Source organism: Pirellulales bacterium (assembly GCA_019694435.1).
Taxonomy (GTDB): domain Bacteria; phylum Planctomycetota; class Planctomycetia; order Pirellulales; family JAEUIK01; genus JAIBBZ01.
The window spans coordinates 170,456-190,998 of the sequence record JAIBBZ010000001.1; the positions used below are offsets into that span (position 1 = coordinate 170,456).

The 20,543-nt window shown below is 65.6% G+C and carries 15 protein-coding genes; 10 read left to right on the forward strand and 5 right to left on the reverse strand.

Translation table 11 applies throughout. The features are described 5' to 3' along the window. Positions 1 to 25: 25 nt before the first annotated feature. Positions 26 to 1,498 (reverse strand): hypothetical protein, encoded by a 1,473-nt coding sequence (locus K1X74_00690; GenBank protein MBX7164837.1) that lies wholly within the window; start codon positions 1,496 to 1,498, stop codon positions 26 to 28. Beyond that, positions 1,495 to 2,403, reverse strand: a complete 909-nt coding sequence (locus K1X74_00695) for a nuclear transport factor 2 family protein (protein ID MBX7164838.1) — start codon at positions 2,401 to 2,403, stop codon at positions 1,495 to 1,497. The genes K1X74_00690 and K1X74_00695 overlap by 4 nt, the downstream gene beginning before the upstream one ends. A gap of 665 nt (positions 2,404 to 3,068) precedes the next feature. On the opposite strand from K1X74_00695, the gene raiA reads away from it, so the two are divergent. From raiA to K1X74_00745, 10 genes are all read left to right on the forward strand, one after another. Continuing rightward, a complete protein-coding gene (gene raiA / locus K1X74_00700; GenBank protein ID MBX7164839.1) occupies positions 3,069 to 3,422 on the forward strand; it encodes a ribosome-associated translation inhibitor RaiA in 354 nt (117 codons plus the stop codon). 96 nt (positions 3,423 to 3,518) lie between these two features. After that, complete coding sequence (locus K1X74_00705) at positions 3,519 to 3,995, forward strand: PTS sugar transporter subunit IIA (GenBank protein MBX7164840.1); 477 nt, start codon at positions 3,519 to 3,521, stop codon at positions 3,993 to 3,995. A gap of 121 nt (positions 3,996 to 4,116) precedes the next feature. Beyond that, a complete protein-coding gene (locus K1X74_00710) occupies positions 4,117 to 4,413 on the forward strand; it encodes an HPr family phosphocarrier protein (GenBank protein MBX7164841.1) in 297 nt (98 codons plus the stop codon). Between the two features lie 295 nt (positions 4,414 to 4,708). Continuing rightward, positions 4,709 to 6,451: a phosphoenolpyruvate--protein phosphotransferase gene (gene ptsP, locus K1X74_00715; protein MBX7164842.1), complete on the forward strand. Its 1,743-nt coding sequence runs from the start codon at positions 4,709 to 4,711 to the stop codon at positions 6,449 to 6,451. A gap of 151 nt (positions 6,452 to 6,602) precedes the next feature. After that, positions 6,603 to 7,232 carry a TIGR03936 family radical SAM-associated protein gene (locus K1X74_00720; GenBank protein MBX7164843.1) on the forward strand — a complete coding sequence of 210 codons (630 nt, stop codon included), beginning with the start codon at positions 6,603 to 6,605 and terminating at the stop codon, positions 7,230 to 7,232. An 80-nt stretch (positions 7,233 to 7,312) separates the two neighbouring features. Further along, positions 7,313 to 9,001 carry an Rne/Rng family ribonuclease gene (locus tag K1X74_00725; GenBank protein MBX7164844.1) on the forward strand — a complete coding sequence of 563 codons (1,689 nt, stop codon included), beginning with the start codon at positions 7,313 to 7,315 and terminating at the stop codon, positions 8,999 to 9,001. Between the two features lie 154 nt (positions 9,002 to 9,155). Next, positions 9,156 to 9,470: a 50S ribosomal protein L21 gene (gene rplU / locus K1X74_00730; GenBank protein MBX7164845.1), complete on the forward strand. Its 315-nt coding sequence runs from the start codon at positions 9,156 to 9,158 to the stop codon at positions 9,468 to 9,470. A 196-nt stretch (positions 9,471 to 9,666) separates the two neighbouring features. Further along, entirely contained in the window at positions 9,667 to 10,899 is a 1,233-nt protein-coding gene (locus tag K1X74_00735) for an alpha/beta fold hydrolase (protein MBX7164846.1), read from the forward strand. A 437-nt stretch (positions 10,900 to 11,336) separates the two neighbouring features. Further along, the gene (locus K1X74_00740) at positions 11,337 to 14,399 is read left to right on the forward strand and encodes a vitamin B12-dependent ribonucleotide reductase (GenBank protein MBX7164847.1); all 3,063 of its coding nucleotides are present in this window, start codon (positions 11,337 to 11,339) and stop codon (positions 14,397 to 14,399) included. A 330-nt stretch (positions 14,400 to 14,729) separates the two neighbouring features. Continuing rightward, positions 14,730 to 15,536 (forward strand): dienelactone hydrolase family protein, encoded by an 807-nt coding sequence (locus tag K1X74_00745; protein MBX7164848.1) that lies wholly within the window; start codon positions 14,730 to 14,732, stop codon positions 15,534 to 15,536. Positions 15,537 to 15,561: 25 nt separating this feature from the next. Here the strand turns inward: K1X74_00745 and K1X74_00750 are convergent, their stop codons facing one another. The 3 genes from K1X74_00750 to K1X74_00760 all read right to left on the reverse strand — a co-directional run bounded on the left by K1X74_00750 (position 15,562) and on the right by K1X74_00760 (position 20,407). Further along, a complete protein-coding gene (locus K1X74_00750) occupies positions 15,562 to 15,942 on the reverse strand; it encodes a diacylglycerol kinase family protein (protein MBX7164849.1) in 381 nt (126 codons plus the stop codon). A gap of 13 nt (positions 15,943 to 15,955) precedes the next feature. Beyond that, on the reverse strand, positions 15,956 to 18,925 hold the full coding sequence (locus tag K1X74_00755) for an organic solvent tolerance protein OstA (GenBank protein ID MBX7164850.1): 2,970 nt from the start codon (positions 18,923 to 18,925) through the stop codon (positions 15,956 to 15,958). Positions 18,926 to 19,150: 225 nt separating this feature from the next. Beyond that, positions 19,151 to 20,407, reverse strand: coding sequence for a phospholipid carrier-dependent glycosyltransferase (locus K1X74_00760; protein ID MBX7164851.1), 1,257 nt, complete (start codon positions 20,405 to 20,407; stop codon positions 19,151 to 19,153). Between the last annotated feature and the right edge of the window lie 136 nt (positions 20,408 to 20,543).

Sequence of the window (20,543 nt, forward strand, 5' to 3'; positions counted from 1 at the left end):
TCACGCGTCCCTTCACCTGCGCGCCTTACTTCTTCGCGGCTTGCGCCGGCGCCCCGTCCTCCGGTTCCATCCGCACCAGGAACCACCGTTGCGTGGTTCCGTCGAGGAAGTGCACCAACACCGGCGTCTCGTCGAGCGTCAGGTTGAACAAGCCCACGTCGAGCACCGCGTTGCGCCGCTCGCGACCCCAGATCGCCACGCGCTGCTGCTGAAAATCGGTGCTCCCTTCGAGCATCTGGCTCAGGCCCGTCGCCTTGCTGTAGGCGGTGCCCGCGATGATGCCGTCCTTGCGGATCGCCAGCTCGGCAAAAATCTTGGGCTTGTCCGTCTCGTCGCGGCCCAGCGCAAACACACCCAGCGACCGCCATTGCGCATCGAGCGCCGACGGATCGGCCGCCTGACCGCTCGCCGAAAGCAGCGCGTCGTCGCCGGCCTGCGCCAGAGCCAGGGCCTGCTGCGCATAGGCCTCGGCCGTCGCGATCGCCTGGCCGTTGTAGAGCACCTGGTCGTTGTCGTAGACCAGGTTGGTGCCATACGACAAGTAACGCGGCTCGGGCGCCACCAACTGCTTCGGATCGTTGTCCGAAGTGGCCAGGGCCCATTCCATCAGCGCCGCATATTGCGAATTCTCAAACCACCAATACGGCATCGCCCCGTCGAACTCGCCGGGCAGCCCGCGTCCGGCCAACGGGTTCTGCCGCCGCCATTCCTGCCCGAAGACCTGCGGGATGCCCTGCGCCCGGTCCGTGCGCATGTCATTGCGCACATGATCGCCCCAGGCCCGCTGCAACAGCGCATCGCGCTGCAGCTCCTGGGGCCATTTCTTCCAGCCCTGCCCGGCCAGCTGCGTAAGCCGCCCGTCGTAGCGCTGAGCCAATTGCGTGCGCGTCTGCTGCGGCAACTTATCCCATTTCGCCGCCACGTCGCGGCCAAACTGCGGCGTGAGCTTGCGCGAGGCGATCGGCGCCAGCGGCCGTTGTTGTTGCGCCGCCGCCGGACGGTCGCCGGCCCGCGTCGCCGCAATCGCCGGCATCTGGTTAAAGGGCCGCGGCTGCGTCCGCGCGACCCGCGTCCCCGGTTGGCCCGTGTGGACGGTACCCATCAGGCCCCCCGGCGCCCGCCCCGCGATCTGCGGCCGCACGGCCCCGCGTTGTGGCGAAATCGGCGCGCTCCGCGTGCGCGCCAACGGAGCACGATAATTCTGTCGTTGCCGCGCCCGGGCAAATTCGTAGCTACCGTGATAGCTCGGCTCGATGCGCCGCCCGAAGGTCTGCCCGCCACGCTTCATCGGGTCGACGCGCCGCGCCGAATAGCCGCCAAACGACGGCGAACGGTTGCCCATCGTCCGCCCCCCCATGAACCGCATCGGCGCAATCCCGCCGTGCGGAATCCCGCCAAAGCCGCGCCCGCCGCCGAATCCGCGGGCCGGCACTTCGTCGCAATTCAACAGCAGCGCCGCGGCGACCGCGGCGCATCCAAACAGTGGTCCGCGCTTCATTTCGCCGCCCCCTTCGCCGCGGGCTGCCGCACCACCTTTACGGGCTCGATATCAGGCAGCATTTCACCGTCGACTTCGCGATCGCGGGATTCCCAGGTGTAAGTGCTGTCGTCCACCTTGGAGTAGGTGTTGACCGACGCCGCGAGTCCGCCGTCGGCCGTCACGCCCGTCGTGGTCACCACCCAGCGATCGCCTTCCTGGGCCCAACGGCCCTCGCCGAACCCGCCTTCCGAATCGAAGACCCACGAGCGAATCTCCTGGGCCAGCGGATCCCAGCCGATGATCTGCATGCCCGTCATTTGGACGTCTTCGCCCTTCATCAGGGTGAACTGCGCCGTGAGAAAACTGCGGTTGCCGGCCCATTGCACTTCGTGCTTCACCGTCGCTTCCGCGTCCTGGTCGATCCACGTACCGACCAGCCAGTCGAGCGCCGCCAGCCGCTCCTCGCGACCCGCCGTCTTGCCCGGCAAGTCCTCGACGTGGACCAGCAGCCATTTGCCGCCGCGACGGGCATACATCGCGACATACGCGCCCTGCTCGACCGTGCCATCGACCAGTGTGACGACCGTCGCCCCGCGTTCGATGGCCACGTCGGCCGAAACGACTTGAATCGAATCGATCTTCAGCTCGAGCTTGGCCTTGGGGTTCGCCTTGAAGAACGCCGCCACGCGCTCGAGCACCGCAGCCTTGCCCTGCACGGTTTCGCCTGCGCTGGTCACATATTCGACGTCGTCCGCAAACGAGGCGCCGAGCTTGGTTGCATCACCCGTGTTGAAGGCCGCTACATAGGCCTGTGCCGCGGCACGCACGGCCTGCACCTCTGCCTGTGATTTGGCCGCATCCTGCGCCATGACGCCGCGCGCTGCGGCCGACACCAAAGCCGCCATCGCCATTGCTCGCCACACGCCCATCATCCTCGCTCCCCTCAACGATTGACTTCGATTCGCCCCGTTCACCCCCCCATACCCGACGCCTGCGCGCCGGGGAAATTCCACTGTGACCGATCTTCGCCGGACTTGCCATCACCTTTTCGAGAGTCACATCCTTGCCGTCGATCCCTGCCGACGGCGGCACGGGCCCGGCGGCCGGTGGGCGGCACCGTCCTCGCGGCAGCCCCAGGGTTCGCCTGGCTGCCAGGGTCGCAGGGATACGCGCCCAGAATCGCGAAACACTCGGAAATCTCTGCCAGAAGCAAGCAGCTCGGCCGCGACGGGGCCGCGGGAAAAAGCGTGTCACGAGGATCTGCGTCCCCGGGACAGCAATAGCAAGATTGCTGTTGCCCGGCATAAGCAGCACTGATGAGCCCACCGCCCCCAAACACTCAAAAAATCGCCGTTCGACCAAATCTGTTCCCCCGCCGGATGCCGGCCCTTACACCCCAAGGCAAAACGGGTAAACTACGCACCGGGTCGATGCGTCTTCGTATGGCGCGCCGCTTTCGGTCCTGTCAGGACGCCCGTTCCCGGTCCTTGGTGCCTTGCGCAGCCCGGCATGAGAATCGCGCGGGTCGGCCGTTCGGCCGATCGCGCAACTTGAGACCAGCTGCAAGGTTAGTAATAGGAGGCTCGCGGTGCAGATCAGCGTTTCGGCACGCCATGGGCATCTCAGCGAAGCCAACCAGGAAAAAATCAGGGCGAAGGTCGAAAAGCTGTCCAAGTATTTCGAGCGGCTCGCCGCGATCGAAGTCACTGCTAACCTCGAACGTCCCGATCTGGTCGAAGTCGAAATCCTCGTTTCGGCCGAGCACAAGCACGATTTCGTGGCCACCGACAGCGCTCCCGAATTGATCGCCGCGGTCGATGCCACGATCCACAAACTCGAACAACAACTACGCAAATACAAAGAAAAGGTCCAGGATCATCACCGCAGCCCGGGGCTTCGCCAGTCGGGCACCTCGGCCACGCTGCCGGGCGAAGGTGACTGATCGCCGCTGTCGGAACGCGAGCCGTGGTCCCCTGAGGTGCCCGGCCCATCACTCCCGGCCAAGGACCCCAGCACCCATGGGAAAGGAGAAGGCCACATGAAGTTTTCCGACTTCGTGTGCCGTGACGCCGTCAGGGCCGAGCTGCAAGCATCCGACAAAGAGGGCGTGATTCGCGAGATGGCCCGTTCGCTGATGGAGGCCGGCAAGGTCGCCGCCGAACAATACGAAAGCATCGTCAAGGCCATCCTCAAACGGGAAGAACTCGGCAGCACCGGCATCGGTCGTGGCGTGGCCGTGCCGCACACCAAGCACCCCAGCGTCGATCGACTCCTGGGCACCATCGCCGTCAGCAACGAAGGCATCGATTTCGACAGCCTCGACGGCGAACGCGTGCAGCTCTTCTTCCTGCTTGTTTCGCCCCCGGATCGCCCCGGCGACCACCTCCGGGCCCTGGAAAACATTTCGCGCCAACTGCGCGACGACACCTTCTGCCGCTATTTGAAACAAGCCAAATCCATCGAGGAAATCCTGCAGTTGCTCGACGAGGCGGACAACAATCAATTCGGTCACTAAGCCAGCATTTCGATCAGGTCCGGGCCGTTCGGTCGCTGTCCGGCGATTCGACCGCCTGCCCGCGTGGTCGCCCGAGTTTCTTGCAGTCCGCGCCCGTCGCCGTGCACGTCCCCCGATGCCCATGAGTCCCCAGCAAGCCGAACAACGCGTCACCATCGTGAATACCCATGGGCTGCACGCGCGTCCGGCCAGCGAATTCGTCAAACTAGCCCGAGGATTCACCGCCGAAATCCGCGTTCGCAACCAGACCATCGAGGCCGACGGTAAGGCCATGATGCACCTGCTCAGCCTCGGCGCCTGCCAAGGCACCGAGCTGATCATCACCGCCGCCGGCGACGACGCCGAAGCCGCGGTGGCGGCGCTGGCGGCCCTGGTCGCTGGCGGATTTCCCGAACCCAACGACGCACCGTCCAACTGATCGCAGTTACCAATCGACGCAGTTACCAATCGACCACGGATTGAATAGGATCGTTTGAGCATTTTGGGCAGTCGCCGGCCCGCGCCTTGCTTCTGGCAGGTCGCGTGGCGCCGTGCTGCCCCGGACTCCTTCGCGCCGGCCTGGCCGGCTGCTCGCCGTCGCGAGCAGACCGGCGATGAACCCCGGTGACAGGGCGTCCCAAGGACTCGCGCCCCCGCCACGCGGATGGCCCCAAAGGGGACGCGATTCTTTGTGACGCCGGGCTCTCGGTTGAGCCCGCGAGCGAAGGATGTCCATGCAAAAACTTCAAGGTTTCGCGGTTTCGCCCGGCGTGGCGATCGGCGAAGCGCTGGTCCTCGACCACGAGGGATTTCGCATCCCGCGGCGGTTCGTCGACCGCGACGTCGTGGCCAGCGAGATCGCTCGTCTGGAGCGCGCCATCGAAGCGGCGGGGCAAGAGATTGTCCGCCACCGCGATACCGTCGCGCGCGAACTCGGTCCGCAATGCGCCGCGATCTTCGAAGCGCATCTCCAGATGCTCCACGATCGTCCCTTGCGCAATGAGCTCGAGGAGATGATCCGCGAACGGCATTACACGCCCGAATATGCCGTCAGCCGGACCTTGCGCCGCTATGCCAAGGTCTTTCAGTCGCTCGACAACACCTACCTCGCCCAGCGCGCCAGCGACGTGTTCGATATCGAGCGCCGCCTGCTTCGCTACTTGCTCGGCGAGCGACGCGAAGAAGTCGCCTACCTCACGTCGCCGGTGCTCGTGCTGGCCCACAATCTCACGCCGAGCGAAACGGCCAACTTGAATCGTGAGTTTGTCCGCGGGCTGGTTACCGAAGAGGGCGGTCCCGGCAGCCACACCGCGATCCTCGCCGGCGCGCTGGAAATCCCGGCCATCGTCGGCACCGGTCCCTTTCTCACCGACGTCTCCGGAGGCGATCTGGTCATCATCGACGGCGATCGTGGCCAGGTCATCCTTCACCCCGATGAAGAAACCATCGCCCGCTACACCCACGAGCAGCAGCAGCAACGCTCCCACGCCGTCCGGCTCGAGTCGCTGCGCGATCTGCCCGCGCAAACCGCCGACGGCGTGCGCATCCAGCTCATGGGCAATATCGAGTTCCCTCACGAGGTGCAGCACTGCCTCGATCGCGGTAGCGACGGCATCGGCCTCTATCGCACCGAGTTCCTCTACCTCGGCTCGAGCACCGAGCCCGACGAAGAGACTCACTACGCTGCTTACAGCCAGGTGGTCCAAGCCATCGGTAACCGGCCGGTGGTCATCCGCACGCTCGATCTCGGCGCCGACAAGGTGCCCAGCATGCCCCACCCGGCCGACGAGCGCAACCCGTTCCTCGGCCTGCGCAGCATTCGCCTTTCGCTGCGCAATTTGCCGCTGTTTCGCACCCAGCTCCGCGCCGTGCTCAGGGCCAGCGCCCTGGGCGACGTGCGCGTGATGTTTCCGCTCATCTCCACGCTGCTCGAATTGCGCCAGGCCAAGATGCTCCTGGCCGACGTGATGGAAGATCTCGACGAAAACGGCATCCCGTTCAATCGAAATCTCGACGTCGGCATGATGGTCGAAGTGCCCGCCGCCGTGATGATGATGGACCAGTTCGCCGCCGAGGTTGATTTCGTCAGCATCGGCACCAACGACTTGATCCAATACACGCTGGCCGTCGATCGGGGCAACAAGGACGTCGCCGCGCTCTACAACGCCAGCGACCCCGCCGTACTGAAGCTCATCCAGCGCGCCGTCGAAGCCTCGGTCCGCGCCGGCATTCCGGTCAATGTCTGCGGCCAGATGAGCGGCAGCACCACCTACACGATGTTGCTCCTCGGCCTGGGCCTGCGCCAATTGAGCGTCACCCCCTCGTCGATCCCCGAAGTCAAGAAGGTGATTCGCAGCGTGAACATCCCGCATTGCGAGGCCGTTGCCCGCCATGCGCTCACGCTCGAACACGCCCGCGACGTGAAGAATTACCTCAAGGGCGAACTGAAACGCTTGTTCCCGGAGCTGGCCGAATGACCTGCCCTGGGTTGTTACCGACCGTTACTCCGTCGGCCGCACGCGGCACGGCGCGCTTGGCGCGCTGTGGGGCGCCGGCTGTGCGGAACTTGTGGACCCGTTTACGATCCGCGGCCCCGTCATGACGGCAGTGACAGGGCCCCCGAACCCGATGGTTCGACACCGCATCCAGATACGCTTTGCGAAGGAAGGAGATTTACGGCTGATCAGCCACCGCGATCTGATCAGGACCATGGAACGACTGTTGCGGCGGGCCGGGCTTCCCCTGGCGCGTACCGAAGGCTTTCATCCGCGCCCGCGGATGAGTTTTCCTTCGGCGCTGTCGGTGGGAATTTCCGGTGCCCGGGAAGTGCTGGAGATCGAGCTGGCCGAGCAGCGTCCGCCGGACGAATTGCTGGCCGCGCTCGCCGCCCAGGCCGTGGCCGGCCTGCGGTTTTTGAGCGTCGATCCCCTGCCTTCCGGTACCCGCGCCGCCCAGGCCGTGCAAGCCGTGTATGAGATTCCCGTGCCCGCCGAGCGTAGCGCCGGCCTGACAACGCGCGTCGCGGCCCTGTTGGCCGCCGAGCGCTGGCCCGTTCGCCGCCCGCACGACGACCGCGAACTCGACTTGCGCGCCGGTCTGTTGGACCTGGCGTTCCACGACGGCACCCTGCAGATCCGGTTGGCCATCGAACGACAGGCGAGCGTTTCGCCGCGGCTGGTGCTCGAAGCCCTCGAACTGGGCGATCTCGAAGCACTCGGCTGCCGGCTGACGCGTAGCGACCTCGTTCTGGCCAGTTGAGGGCCTGATCCCGCGTCTCTCCCCGCCGCGTGCATCACGATGCGTTACACCACCATGCCGGAGAAAGCACCACTGCATCCATGAAGCAGGAAATGTTGATCAACGTATCGCAGCCGGAAGAATGCCGGATCGCGATCGTCGAAGATGGACTGCTCGAAGAGCTCTACATCGAACGCGCCAGCGCCGACAACTACGTCGGCAACATCTACAAAGGCCGCGTCGTCAATCTCGAACCCAGCATTCAGGCCGCCTTCGTCGACTTTGGCGTCGGCCGCAACGGCTTCTTGCACATCAGCGATATCGAGCCGCAGTACTTCCGCCAAGGCGGCTACGATCCCCACACCCCGCTCGAAGCCCCCGGCTCGCGCAATGGCGGCGGCCGCGTTGCCCCCGACGAACATGGCGCCGACGTCGACCTGCTCGACGACGACCTCGACGGCGAACCCCCGGCCCGCAACCGCCAGCGCCGCATGCGCCCCGGGCTGCGTCCCCGCGTCAAGCCGCCCATCCAGAACATCCTCCGCCGCGGCGACGAGGTCCTCGTCCAGGTCATCAAGGAGGGCATCGGCACCAAGGGCCCCACGCTCTCGACCTACATCAGCATCCCAGGCCGTTACCTGGTGTTGATGCCGGCCCTCGGCCGCGTCGGCGTCTCGCGCAAGATCGAAGACGACGACGTCCGCCGCAAGCTGCGCGACACGATGCTCGAACTCAACCCGCCCAAGGGCCTCGGCTTCATCGTCCGCACCGCCGGCATCGACCGGACCAAGAAAGAGCTTTCCCGCGATTTGGCCTACCTGCTGCGGCTTTGGAAGGTGATCGTGCGCCGCGTGCGGAAATATCCCGCGCCGATCGACATCTACGAAGAAAGCGACATGATCATCCGCACGATCCGCGACGTCTTCACCTCGGACGTCGACTCGATCTACATCGACGAGCCCACGGCCTACGAACGGGCCAAGGAGTTCCTGCAGATCGTCATGCCGCGCTACGTCAACCGTCTACAGCTCTACGAAGGCCGCGAGCCGTTGTTCCACAAGTACGGCATCGAGGATGAAATCGCCCGCATCCAGCAACGCAAGGTGCCGTTGCAGCAAGGCGGCTCGATCGTCATCGATCAGACCGAGGCCCTCGTCGCCATCGACGTCAACAGCGGCAACTTCCGCGCCGATGATTCGGCCGAGGAAACCGCCTATCAAATGAACCTCCTGGCCGCTCGCGAAATCGCCCGCCAACTGCGCTTGCGCGATCTCGGCGGCGTGATCGTCAACGACTTCATCGACATGCGCAAAGAACGCCACCGTCGCGGCGTCGAGCGCGCCCTGCGCGAGGCCGTCCGCCGCGATCGGGCCCGTACCAAGATCCTCCGCACCAGCCCCTTCGGGCTGATCGAGATGACCCGGCAGCGGATCCGCCCGAGCCTCAAGCGCAGCGTCTACAAGGAATGCCCCGAATGCCTGGGCACCGGCGTCGTCAAGACGGCCGAGAGCATGGCCATCGAGGTCGTCCGCCTGCTGATGCTCGCTTCGCACCAGGAGGACATCGAGCGCTTGGCCGTGACCGTCTCCGAAGAGGTGGCCACCTACCTCAACAATCGCAAGCGCCGCGAGCTGGCCCGGCTCGAGGACGAAGGCAGCATGAGCATCCAGGTGTTCGGCCGCGAAAACGTCTCGCCCGAATACATCCACCTGGAATGCCTCGACGGCACCGGCCGCGAGGTCAAATTCGCCCACGCCCCCCACGAACCGGCCCCCACGGCCCGGCGATAACCCCAATTTCCGCCTCGCTCAGCATGGAATCGCCCGTCTGGACGACCCGGAGGCAGTCCGGTAGATTATGGGGCTCGCACCAGAGACCGGTCGGCGGCCTGCCCGCAGGCGGCCGGCCTCGTCCCTCCACCTCCAAAAACCGTTGGGTACGGCCATGTACGCGATCGTCGACGACCGGGGAACGCAGATCAAAGTCGAGGAAGGCCAGGAACTGGTCATCGATTACCTCGACGCCGCCGTCGGCAGCGAACTGGCCTTCGACCGTGTGCTGCTGGTCGGCAACGATCAGGCCACGCAGATCGGTACCCCGGCCGTCCCCGGCGCCAAGGTGACCGCCGAGGTGGTCGGCGTCGTCCAGGGCCCCAAGCTGGTCGTCCAGAAGGCCCGTCGCCGCAAAAACATGCGCCGCAAGAATGGCCACCGGCAGATCTTCTCCAAGGTCCGGGTCAAAGCCATCTCGGCCGGCTGATAGGGCCGTCTCCGCAGGCTAACGGGGCCGCTTTGGCCGTCTGGCCGTCGCGCGCTCGCCTCGCGAAGTCCCCTGTTCGTGGCCCTGCCGGCACCGCACGCCTCTCAAAGATTGCCGCGCCAGCCGCGAATACCTGGCCACGGGGCAAGCGTCGCAAGTTGCGCACGCGCCCACGCCCGAACCGCCCGGTCCGCGCATGCGAGCTCGCCTCAAGCGAATTGCGCTCTTCCTCCTGGCCACGGTGCTGATCGTCTATGGCCTGCTGCGCTGGGCCGTCGAGCTGCCCGGCCCCAGCGGTCCGCACGCCGTCGGCGAAGCCTCGCTGGTCGTCGCCGACACCGCCCGAACTGATCCCTGGAGCGGTCACACCTCGCGCGAGCTGCTGCTCGAGGTGTTCTATCCCGCAGCTTCGTCGGGACCGAGGGCAGCCTGGTTTCCCCAGCTCGGCCACGTGGCCCACAATTTCGAGGGCCCCGACGGCTACCTGGTGCGTTTGCTGCCGCGGTTTCTCTCCGCGCACAGTTCGCTCGACGCCCCCGCGGCGGCGACTAAGGCTCCCTGGCCCGTCGTGCTGTTCTCGCCCGGCGCGGGCACACCCATCTTTTGCTACCGCACGTTTCTCGAAGACCTGGCCAGTCGCGGTTACGTCGTCGTCGCCGTCGAGCCGACCCACGAGGGCGTTGGCCAGGTGTTTCCCGACGGCGTGGTGCGCGAACCGCTGTCGAATCGCTACGAGCCGCAAACGCCAGACCGCGCTCAGGCCGATGCGTTCTTTCGCCGGCGCATCGACGTGCGTGCCGCCGATCTCGCGTTCGTCGTGCGCGCGCTCGAGGCTCGCGCTGCGGCCGCCTCTGCGGACCCGTGGAACGGCCAGCTCCGGCTCGATCGCTGTGTCGCGTTTGGCCATTCGCTGGGGGGCATCGCCGCGGTCGAGGCGGCCCGTCGCGACAGCCGCATCGTCGCCGCGGTCAACCTCGACGGCCACTTCCTCGACGCCCCTTGTCTGCCCGACGAATCGCCGACGGCCCCGCGCGCGGCCATGCTGGTCATCGAAGACCTGCCCCCTGGTCTCGACCCTCCCGATCCGGCCGAGTGGAAAAAAACACGCGTCGAATCGGTCGAGCAATGGCGCCAGCGCCAATCCGACATCGACGGTCTGCTGAGCCGCGTCTTCGGCCGCCACGAACGGTTGCAACTCGCCCCGGGCCGCCACTCCGACTTCAGCGACGAGCCGTTCTACTACCCGCGCTGGCGTCCCGCTTCGTCCGATCCGGCCCTGCAGCGACTGGCCAAGCTTCGCAACGCCCTGACCGATTTTTTCGCTCGCTCGCTCGGCGAGTCGTCCACGGTCGTTGATCCCGGGTTTCGGGCCCTTCCCGCCGAGCCGCTCGATCGCGAGGTCTCCTCGAAACAGCATCTCGCCCCCTGAACGCAGGGTCCGATAAAATCGATTTTGTGTTCAGGTTTTGCTAGCGTCGCAGCTAGCTGCTGTCGGCTCATAAGCGCCGTTGTTGCCCCGGGTTAGGACTCGATTTGGAAATTCTGATTGACGTCGGGACATTCGGCAGTATGATTCTCCCCACACCTGATGTTGTGGTTTCCAGGGCATCTGCCACAACATATTGGTGTTCTCGCTCAATTCCGGACGATTAAACCCCAGGACCAAAGCGGCAGTTCTGCACGCTCGGCGACCTCGCGAGACCAAGCCACCGGCAATGACAGCCGGGCATGTTTTTGGCCCCTGCGTCGCCCTATAAGACTGGTTCGAAGCCTCGGTTGAGTGTGGTATACTAACGTATACCGACCGTGTATCCATCCTAATTGGCAGCGGATGCCCCACGCGTTTTGTCAGCACAAGGAGGTCGAATGATGGCCGATACCGGAGTCGGGTTTGCAGGAGAACGAGTCGCTATGGCTGCTGACTCCTCCCTCGCCAAGGCAGATCGTCGCCTCGGGCGCGGCTTGGTGATCGAATCGGTCTTTTGTCCGGTCGAAGTCGCCGACCCGTTCGAGACCGTCGCCTGGGACCAGCGCACCGCCGCCATCCGCGGCGAATCGGGCGAGGTGTTGTTCGAGCAAACCGACTGCGAGGTACCCGCCTTCTGGACCCAGTTGGCCACCAACGTCGTGGTCAGCAAATACTTCTATGGCGAAGTCGGCACGCCGCAGCGCGAGCGTAGCGTCCGCCAGTTGATCCACCGCGTCACCCGCACGATTGCCGACTGGGGCGTTCAAGACGGCTATTTCGCCACGCCCGACGACGGCGAGCGTTTCTACCGCGAGCTCACCTGGCTCTGCCTGCACCAGCACGGTGCCTTCAATTCGCCGGTCTGGTTCAACGTCGGTCTCTGGCACCAATACTCCGTCCGCGGCGCGCAGTGCAACTGGCACTGGGACGCCACCGCACAAACGGTCCGCAAGCCCGAGAACCCCTACGAATACCCGCAAGCCTCGGCCTGCTTCATCCAGAGCGTTCAGGACAACATGGAAGACATCATGGAGCTCGCCCGCAGCGAGGCCATGTTGTTCAAGTTCGGCTCCGGCACCGGCACCGATTTGTCGACCTTGCGGTCGTGCCGGGAAAAACTCAGCGGCGGCGGCAAGCCGTCGGGCCCCCTGTCGTTCATGCGGGTCTACGACCAGATCGCGGCGGTCGTGAAAAGCGGCGGCAAGACCCGGCGCGCCGCCAAGATGCAGTCGCTCAAGATCTGGCACCCCGACATTCTCGACTTCATCGAATCGAAGGCCAAGGAAGAGCGCAAGGCCCGGATCCTCATCGGCGCCGGCTACGACGCCAACTTCAACGGCGAGGCCTACGGCTCGATCCTATTCCAGAATGCCAATCTCTCGGTCCGCGTGACCGACGAATTCATGCAGGCCGTGGTTCAGGACAAGCCCTGGACCACCCACTGGGTCACCGACCCCACGCGCAACGGACCGACGCACCAGGCTCGCGAGCTGCTGGCCAAAATGGCCGAAGGCGCCTGGTACTGCGGCGACCCGGGCGTGCAATACGACACGACGATTAACCGCTGGCACACGTGCCCGAACTCGGGGCGGATCAATGCCTCGAATCCGTGCTCGGAGTACATGTTCCTCGACGACACGGCCTGCAACCTGTCCAGCATCAACCTGATGAAGTTTCGCCGGCCCGACGGCACGTTCGCCGTCGAACGGTTCCAGGCGGCCTGTCGGTTGTTCTTCCTGGCCCAGGAAATCCTGGTCGACCACGCCAGTTATCCGACGGCGCGGATCGCCGAGAACAGCCATCGCTTCCGCCCGCTGGGGTTGGGCTACTCGAACCTGGGCAGCCTGCTGATGGCGGCCGGCCTGCCGTACGATTCGCCCGCCGCACGCGGCTGGTGCGGGGCCCTGACGGCCTTGTTGCACGGCGCCGGCAACCTCTGCAGCGCCGAGATGGCTGCCGCCGTCGGACCGTTCGAAGGCTTTGCCGACAATCGCAAGCCGATGCTCAACGTCATGCAAATGCATCGCGACGCGGTCGACAAGATCGACGAAGCTTGCCCCGCGTATCTCCGGCAAGCCGCCCGCGAACTGTGGGACGAGGTGCTGGCCTTCGGCCGACGGTTCGGATTCCGCAATGCCCAGGCCACGGTCCTCGCCCCGACGGGCACGATCAGCTTCTTGATGGACTGCGACACGACCGGCATCGAGCCCGATATCGCCCTGGTCAAGTACAAGCAACTGGCCGGCGGCGGCATGCTCAAGATCGTCAACCAGACCGTGCCCCTGGGCCTGCGGACGCTCGGTTACGACGAACCAGCGATCGAGGGCATCCTGGCCTATATCGACAAGCACGAGACGGTCGAAGGCGCCTCGGGTCTGGCCGCTGAGCATCTCGGCGTGTTCGACTGTGCCTTCGAGCCGCGCAACGGCAAGCGCTCGATCCCCTGGCAAGCGCACATCAAGATGATGGCCGCCGCGCAGCCGTTCCTCTCGGGTGCCATCTCGAAGACGGTCAACATGCCGCGCGACACGACCCCGGCCGATATTGCCGAGGCGTATCTCGAAGGCTGGCGGTTGGGGCTCAAGGCCCTGGCCGTCTATCGCGACGGCTCGAAGGAAAGCCAGCCGCTGTCGACGTCGAGCGAAACCGACAAGGCGGCCGCCAAGCTGACCGCCGCCCCGCGGCGCGAGCGGCTGCCCGACACCCGTCGTTCGCTGACGCACAAATTCCGCGTCGGCGGCCACGAGGGCTACATCACCGTCGGCCTGTACGACGACGGCCGCCCCGGCGAGCTGTTCATCACCATGGCCAAGGAAGGCAGCACGATCGGCGGCCTGATGGACTGCTTCGGCACAGCCGTGTCGATGAGTCTGCAGTACGGCGTGCCGCTCGAGGTGTATGTGAACAAGTTCTCGCACACGCGTTTCGAGCCGATGGGCTACACCAGCAACCCGGATGTGCCAATCGCCAAGAGCATCGTCGACTACATCTTCCGCTGGTTGGCCAACACCTTCTTGCCCGGCTACCGCGAAGCGCAGCAGGGCAACTACCCGGCCGAGTCGGCCGGAGGAGGTTCGGCCACGGCGGCCAAGCAGGAGGACACGGAAAACGAGAGTTCGCCCGCCGCCAAGACGGCCGGTGGGCAGGTCTCGGCGCAAGGAAGTTCGGCTGGCACGTCGACCGGCAAGGCTGCTACGGCCGCGTCCAACGGCACCAACGGCCATCACGGCGAGCCCCTCGCCGTGGTCAAGCCTACGGCGTATCTGAGCGGCAAGGAGGACAACCTGGCAATGCTCGAACGGGCCGGCGTCGGACCGCTCAAGCAGGGCACCCTGCGCAGCGAGCAATTCGCTCGCTTCCAGACCGATGCCCCGACTTGCGACAACTGCGGTTCGATCACCGTCCGCAACGGAAATTGCTACCTGTGCCACAACTGTGGCAACAGCATGGGATGTTCGTGATCGGGTGACCGGGCCAGGTCCGGGGGCGGCCGTCGCGCGTGGTCTGCGACGGTCGCCGGATCGGCCCCGCACGCGGTCGCTCCGCTCTTTCGGGGTTGCTCGCGACACGGACGCCGGGAAGGAAACCCGCGAGCAACCTTATCTTGTCCTTCCCCGCAACGCGGGCCCGATCGTCAACCCGATTCGGCCCGCGTTGCTGTTTTTTGTATGGCCCGCTGCGCTACCGCGCAGACTGGGCCGCAGAGACGGGGCCACGCCCTGGCTCGCCGCGATGCCGCGCCGGCGATATCCTGGGCACAATCTTGCCACGTCTTATCGGGAGTCTTCGTCATGCGCGTCCCTCGCATCCTCGCACTGGCCATCTGCTCGCTGCTCGTCCCCCGCGCGCTCGACGCGCAAGACTGGGCCAAGGCCCGGCTCGAGAACTCGCCCCGCCACCTCGAATGGGTCACGGTCGAGCACGGCGACCGCAAGGTCGACAGCTTCATCGTGTTCCCTGAAGTGGCCGACAAGGCCACGGCCGTGCTGGTCATTCACGAGATCTTCGGCCTCAGCGATTGGGTCCGCAGCCTGGCCGACGAGCTCGCCGAGGCCGGCTACATCGCGCTGGCTCCCGATTTATTGTCCGGTACCGCCCCCGGCGGCGGAGGCACCAAGGAATTGGGCAGCGGCGATGCCGTCCGCCGCGCCATCTCGTCGCTGCCGCCCGACCAGATCACGGCCGACTTGAACGCGGCGGTCGAGTACCTGCGCAAGCTTCCGGCCGCCAATGGCAAGGTTGCCGTGTGCGGCTTCTGCTGGGGTGGACGCGAGTCGTTCCGTTTCGCCACGAACAACGATTCGATCGCCGCCGCGTTCGTCTTTTACGGCAACGGGCCCGAAGACCCGGCCCAGATCAAGAAGATCACCTGTCCGGTGTATGGCTTCTACGGCGGCAACGATGCCCGTGTGAATGCCACGATTCCGCAATCGACCGAGCTGATGAAACAGGCGGGCAAGACTTACGTACCGGTTCAATACGCCGGCGCCGGCCACGGTTTCATGCGCGCCGGCGCCGCACCCGACGCCAGCGCCGAAAACCAGGCCGGCCGAGCGGCCGCCTGGAAGCGCTGGAAAGAGATCCTGGGCAAGCTGTGATCCGCGGTGCGGGCGACGGCCACGCTCACCACAGCAGCGCCAGCAGCCGCGGGCCGAAGATCAGCAGGCCCACTAGCACGGCCCCGACGGCGGCCATCAGCACGCCGCCGCTCCCCACGTCGAGCGCCGCCTTGACGGCCGGGTGATATTCCTCGGTCACCGCCTTGGCCAGGTGCTCCAGCGCCGTGTTGAACATCTCGGCCACCAGCACTCCCGCAATGCACAACAGCAACACGCTCGCCTCGACCAGCGAGACCTGCAGCACCACGGCCGCCGCCACGACGGCCGCGGCAAAGAAATAGTGCACGAAGAAACTGCTCTGCCCACGGAACGCCGTCTTCACCCCGCGAAACGCGTGGCCGAACTTGCGCCGCCAGTGTTCGCGGTCCGGGCCCTGGTCGCACATACCGCTTTCCCGTTTACTCGAGCCCGTACAACCCGGCCATGGGAATTGCCGCCCCACCGGCGCCCAGGGTCCGCGTCCGCGGCAAGAATCGCGGCTCGATCGAGATGTTGAAGCCGACGATGTCCTTGCTCGAGTTGTTCGTCACGCCGATGGTAAACAACAGCGACTCGCCGATCCGCGTCAGCCCCAGCATCTGCCCGTAGTTGTTGTTCGTGATGTCGATAAAACTGCCCATGGTGGAAATCCACTTGGGGCTCATGTGGTAGCTGTACGTCGCGATGACCGCGTTGCTCGTGAACGGCCCCTCGAAGTGCCGGAACTGCAGCGACAGGCCGCCGCGGGGCGGACGAATCAAGTGCCCGCCCACGGTGATGATCTTTTGCCCGTCGTCGAAGAAGTCGAACAGACCGCTGCTCAACATCGTCAACTGATCGCCGACGTGCCAGCGGAAGTCATAATCGGTCAGGCCCACCGCCTCGCCGAAATTGTCTCGATCCGGATTGGCGTAGAACGTCGTGCCGGTATCGAGCACGATCCAATCGATGATCCGCCGCCGTCCGGGATAGCCGCGCTTGGTTTGCCAGCGCTGGTTCAGCCCCAGCCGCGCCGCGGCCAGGTCGTCGGCAATTTCGGACGACGGCGACGTGACGTTGCTCGCCAGCCCACTGCGCAACGCATAGAACCGCTCGTCGAATTGAATTGGCGTCACCCCGCCGAACGTGTTGATCCCGAAGCGGCTGCGGAAATGCTCGATATTGTCGTCGTCGACGGGCTCGTAGAGCGGCAACTGGTCCAGATCGGCCGACGATTCGGCCACGAACACGTCGGCGTCGAATGTCAGCTTGTGCGCGATGCCGTGCACGTTGAACAGGCCGCTCTCGGCATTCGGATAGACCTTCCAGAACGGGATGCTCGCCCGCAGGCCGGTCTGGCCATACAGCCGATCGAGCGGGTTGCCGTTCAAATCCTCGCCCCAGTGGTCGAACGCGCCCAAGACATAGGGCGTCAGCCTGAACGGTCCGAACGGCAGCGGTAGATCCAGCTCGTGCTTGGTCGAGAAGCGCTCGCCCTGCGAAGGCACTTCCCACGGCAGGAACTGCCACTGCGCCGCATCGGTCGGGTCCTTCGGCGTGCTGGCGACGCCCAGCTCCTGGTAGCCGCCAAACGTGTGCTCGAACCAGGTGACCCGGTCCGAGAACAGTTCCTGGCCCAACAGGAAATGATCGGCCCGCGCCTGGGTCGTCTGCGTGAAGAAGTCGTTGACCCGCCCATCGCCCGTGATGCTCCACGAGCTGTTTTCCTGCAGCCGCTTCAGCTCGATGCCGGTCGTATAGTCTTTCGAGTTGTCCCATTCGTTCTCGAAGAACGACTCCAGGAAGTTGCGGTCGCTGATCAGTCCCAACTCGGCCGTCACCCGGTAGTTGTCGGGCAGGAACTGGCGATGCCGGAGAAAATTGCGATAGCGCGTCCGCGACTCGGGCACGAGTGCCTGCCGCCCCAGACCCAGATTATCCAGACCGCTGTCGTGGAGCCCCCAAACATCGAACGTGCCCGCATAACTGCTGGGCACGCCGAACAACGAGTCGGCGCGGTTGTAGCGGAACGAAGTCCCCCCCGCCAGGCCGCGCTTGCTGAGATAGTCGACCGAGAAATCCCACTTCGTGCCCTTAGGCCGATTGCGAATTCCCAGCACCTCGTAGGCGTCCAGGTCGACCAGCACCTGCGTGCCGAAGATCTGGTCGTTCTTCACGCTGAACCCGTCGACATACAGCGTCGGATCGGTCAGATCGGTGGCAAACGTCGGCCAGTAGAAGACCGGCACCGGCCCCAGGTAGACCAGGTTGTTCCGCGCCGTCGCCAGGCGATCGTGCGTGATGACCGGCTCGTTGGTTTGCGGATCGATCGCCGGTCCACCCGTGTAGGGATCAATCACCGGCCGTTGATGATCTTCGAAGAACACCTGGCCCGACTGCAGTCGATAGCCTGGTTGCCCGATGCGGCTCGAGGTGATGAAGCCGTCCTGCGCGTAGAACTGGTCGCGGTTGACCTGTTGCAGCACGTTGGCCTTCAGCCGCAACAGCCCCAGATACTCCGGCACCGGCGTCAAGACTTCGGCCCCCAGCACCGTCCCGCGTTGGTTCGTGGCGTCGTAGTACATGCGCTCGGCATAGACGACCCGTTCCCCTTGCCGGAAGACGATGTTGCCTTCCATGTAGATCTCGAGCGGAGTGTTGCCCGATTGCGCCACTTGTCCCTGCAGGTCGGGCTGATCGAGACCGCGCGTCCAGATCACAATCCGGTCGGTCGTGATATCGACCGAGCCGAGTTCGTCGATTCCATCGATGATCAGGTTGATGCCCGAGTCGACCGTCACGATCCACTCGCTGCCATCGGCACTCGGGAAATAGCGCGCGTTGACCGGCACACTGCTGCTGCGCGGATAGGCCCGCAACCGGCGCGTGCCGGGCGGCAGCGGGTCGTTTTGCACAGCGCCGCCATCGAACTGCGCGAATTGCGCCTGTTGCAGCGCGTCGCGCGCGTACGGATCGCGCTTGGCCATCGCGGCGTGCCACACCGCCGGCTTGGTTTTCGGCTCGGGCCCGGGGTTCGCGACGCGCACCTCGATCGGCGACACCGACGAAAAGCGCCCGAACCAGCTCCGCTCGACGATGCGCGTCGCCTGGCCGTCGACGTTCTGCTCGATCTGCACGTCGCCTTCCAGGTAGACGATCGCCCGGCTCAGCTCGGGCGAATCGGGCGCTGCCTGTTCGACCCAGATCACCGCTTCTTGGCTGCGCGCGTAGGTTAGATCCTGCTGCACCAGGCAGTGCCCGCGCAGCAGCCACACGTCGTAGGCGCCTTGGCGCCAATGATTGGCCGTGTCGGCGCTCACCACGATCGGACCGTCCAGACCTTCGGTCGTCAGCTCGATCTGAGCGCACGCGCGCGGCACGTGCGCGACCGACGACGTCAGCCACAGCATGGCGACGATCCACGCGCGCGCAGGCACGCGCCGACGCACTGAGCGTGTTGGATAAACGGTGAGCAGGACGGGCTTCCTTGCCCGCTCGCACGCGTTGAGGGAACCCTCGGCGAGCGGTCACAACCTGAAATGCGCCAAATCGTTGGGACGTGGGATTTGGACGCGCGGATTCTAGTCACGCTCGATTCGGCCGGTCAAGGCGGCTTGAGCGCCGACCGGGTGTCGCTAAATGCTTGCGCCATCGCTCGTTGCGCGGGCCGTTTCGCCTGGGCGACTGCCCCGCCAGCCAACGCTCGCCAACAGGGCGATGCCGACCGTTAACGGAGCCCGCATCCGCAGATCGCTCCAATAAACCGCATGCGTTGCCGCCAGTGCCAGCGCCAGGAGCAGCGTGCTGCGCCAGGGTTCGCTTGCCCATGCGCCGCGCAATAGCCAAAGCCCGTACAGCGCCGCAGCAAACTCGAACGCGTAGAACACGGCGATTGCCCAGCGCAACGCCCTGCGTGATAGCGACTCTGTGCTGCCGACACGATGCGGCAACGGGCTCCAGAACCGACCTAACCGGACCAGGCACGACCAGGCGAACATCGCCGGCTCGCGCTCGATGTGCTCGCGCGCCATGCGATAGGCCCGTTCGTCGCTCGCCAGCTCTGCTTGCGTGGTCGCGCGGCGCAAGCGCGGAGTGACCTCGGCATTGAATCGGGCCGAATCCCAGACCTCGCCCCAGGGTGCCGTCCGCAGATGCGCATAGAACTCCGGGTTGTTCGCCAACAGCAGCGTAAAACCGCCGTGCGTTGTCCCCACGATAGGCCTACCCAGCGCTGCCCGATTGCGCGCGACCCAGGGACCGAGCACGATCGCCAGTCCCACGACACACGCGCCGGCGCGGACCCAAGCTGCGGGCGGCCTCACTGCAGCCGGCCTCAAGACGGCCGCCGCTCCCAGCGCCAAGATCTCCAACCCCGTCCAAGCCAGGAACGTCGGCCGCGCGAGCACGGCCAACCCCAGCGCTGCGCCCAGCGCGAGCGCGCCGATCGTCCCGCGGCGCTGTGCAAACGTGGCCACGACCAACACTAGCGCCGCGCAGAACGCCGCCAGCGTCTCGGTCATCACGACCGTCGATTGCCGCAACAAGATCGGATCGACCGCCACGAGCAGCATGGCCGCCGGCGCGAGCTCGCCGCGCCCCGCCGCCCGCGCGAGCAGCCCCGCCAAAATCACTGTGCCTGCGCCCAGCACGAAGTGCAGGCCGGCGATGCCCCGATCGCCTGCGCCCAACACCGGCGCCAGCAGCAGCGGATACAGCGGCGGCCGGAACGCGGTCGGCCGCTCGCCGTTGCCCAGCACACCATGCTGACGCAGGTTCGCCGCCAAGGCGCGATACGCGTCGGGATCGGCCGCCAGTGTGCCAAATTCGACGACCAGCACGCCCGCGCGCAGCACCAAGGCCAGGCACAGAATTCCCAGACACTTTCGAAGCACGTGCGCGGTGGTCCTGGCGGCTGAACGAGGCGGTCCGCCGCCTTCTGCGTCGTCGCTGTCGCAATTTCGGCGGACGCTAGGCGGTCTGCGGCTCGATTGTACAATGCCGACGAGCCGCGGCCGGCGTCGGGCTCCT

Coding starts and splice junctions, on each gene's coding strand:
- K1X74_00690 (MBX7164837.1), bottom strand. CDS start 1,498: ATGAAGCGCGGACCACTGTTTGGATGCGCCGCGGTCGCCGCGGCGCTG.
- rplU (MBX7164845.1), top strand. CDS start 9,156: ATGTACGCGATCGTCGACGACCGGGGAACGCAGATCAAAGTCGAGGAA.
- K1X74_00710 (MBX7164841.1), top strand. CDS start 4,117: ATGAGTCCCCAGCAAGCCGAACAACGCGTCACCATCGTGAATACCCAT.
- K1X74_00740 (MBX7164847.1), top strand. CDS start 11,337: ATGATGGCCGATACCGGAGTCGGGTTTGCAGGAGAACGAGTCGCTATG.
- K1X74_00705 (MBX7164840.1), top strand. CDS start 3,519: ATGAAGTTTTCCGACTTCGTGTGCCGTGACGCCGTCAGGGCCGAGCTG.
- K1X74_00720 (MBX7164843.1), top strand. CDS start 6,603: ATGGTTCGACACCGCATCCAGATACGCTTTGCGAAGGAAGGAGATTTA.
- K1X74_00725 (MBX7164844.1), top strand. CDS start 7,313: ATGAAGCAGGAAATGTTGATCAACGTATCGCAGCCGGAAGAATGCCGG.
- K1X74_00735 (MBX7164846.1), top strand. CDS start 9,667: ATGCGAGCTCGCCTCAAGCGAATTGCGCTCTTCCTCCTGGCCACGGTG.
- K1X74_00750 (MBX7164849.1), bottom strand. CDS start 15,942: ATGTGCGACCAGGGCCCGGACCGCGAACACTGGCGGCGCAAGTTCGGC.
- K1X74_00745 (MBX7164848.1), top strand. CDS start 14,730: ATGCGCGTCCCTCGCATCCTCGCACTGGCCATCTGCTCGCTGCTCGTC.
- K1X74_00755 (MBX7164850.1), bottom strand. CDS start 18,925: ATGCTGTGGCTGACGTCGTCGGTCGCGCACGTGCCGCGCGCGTGCGCT.
- ptsP (MBX7164842.1), top strand. CDS start 4,709: ATGCAAAAACTTCAAGGTTTCGCGGTTTCGCCCGGCGTGGCGATCGGC.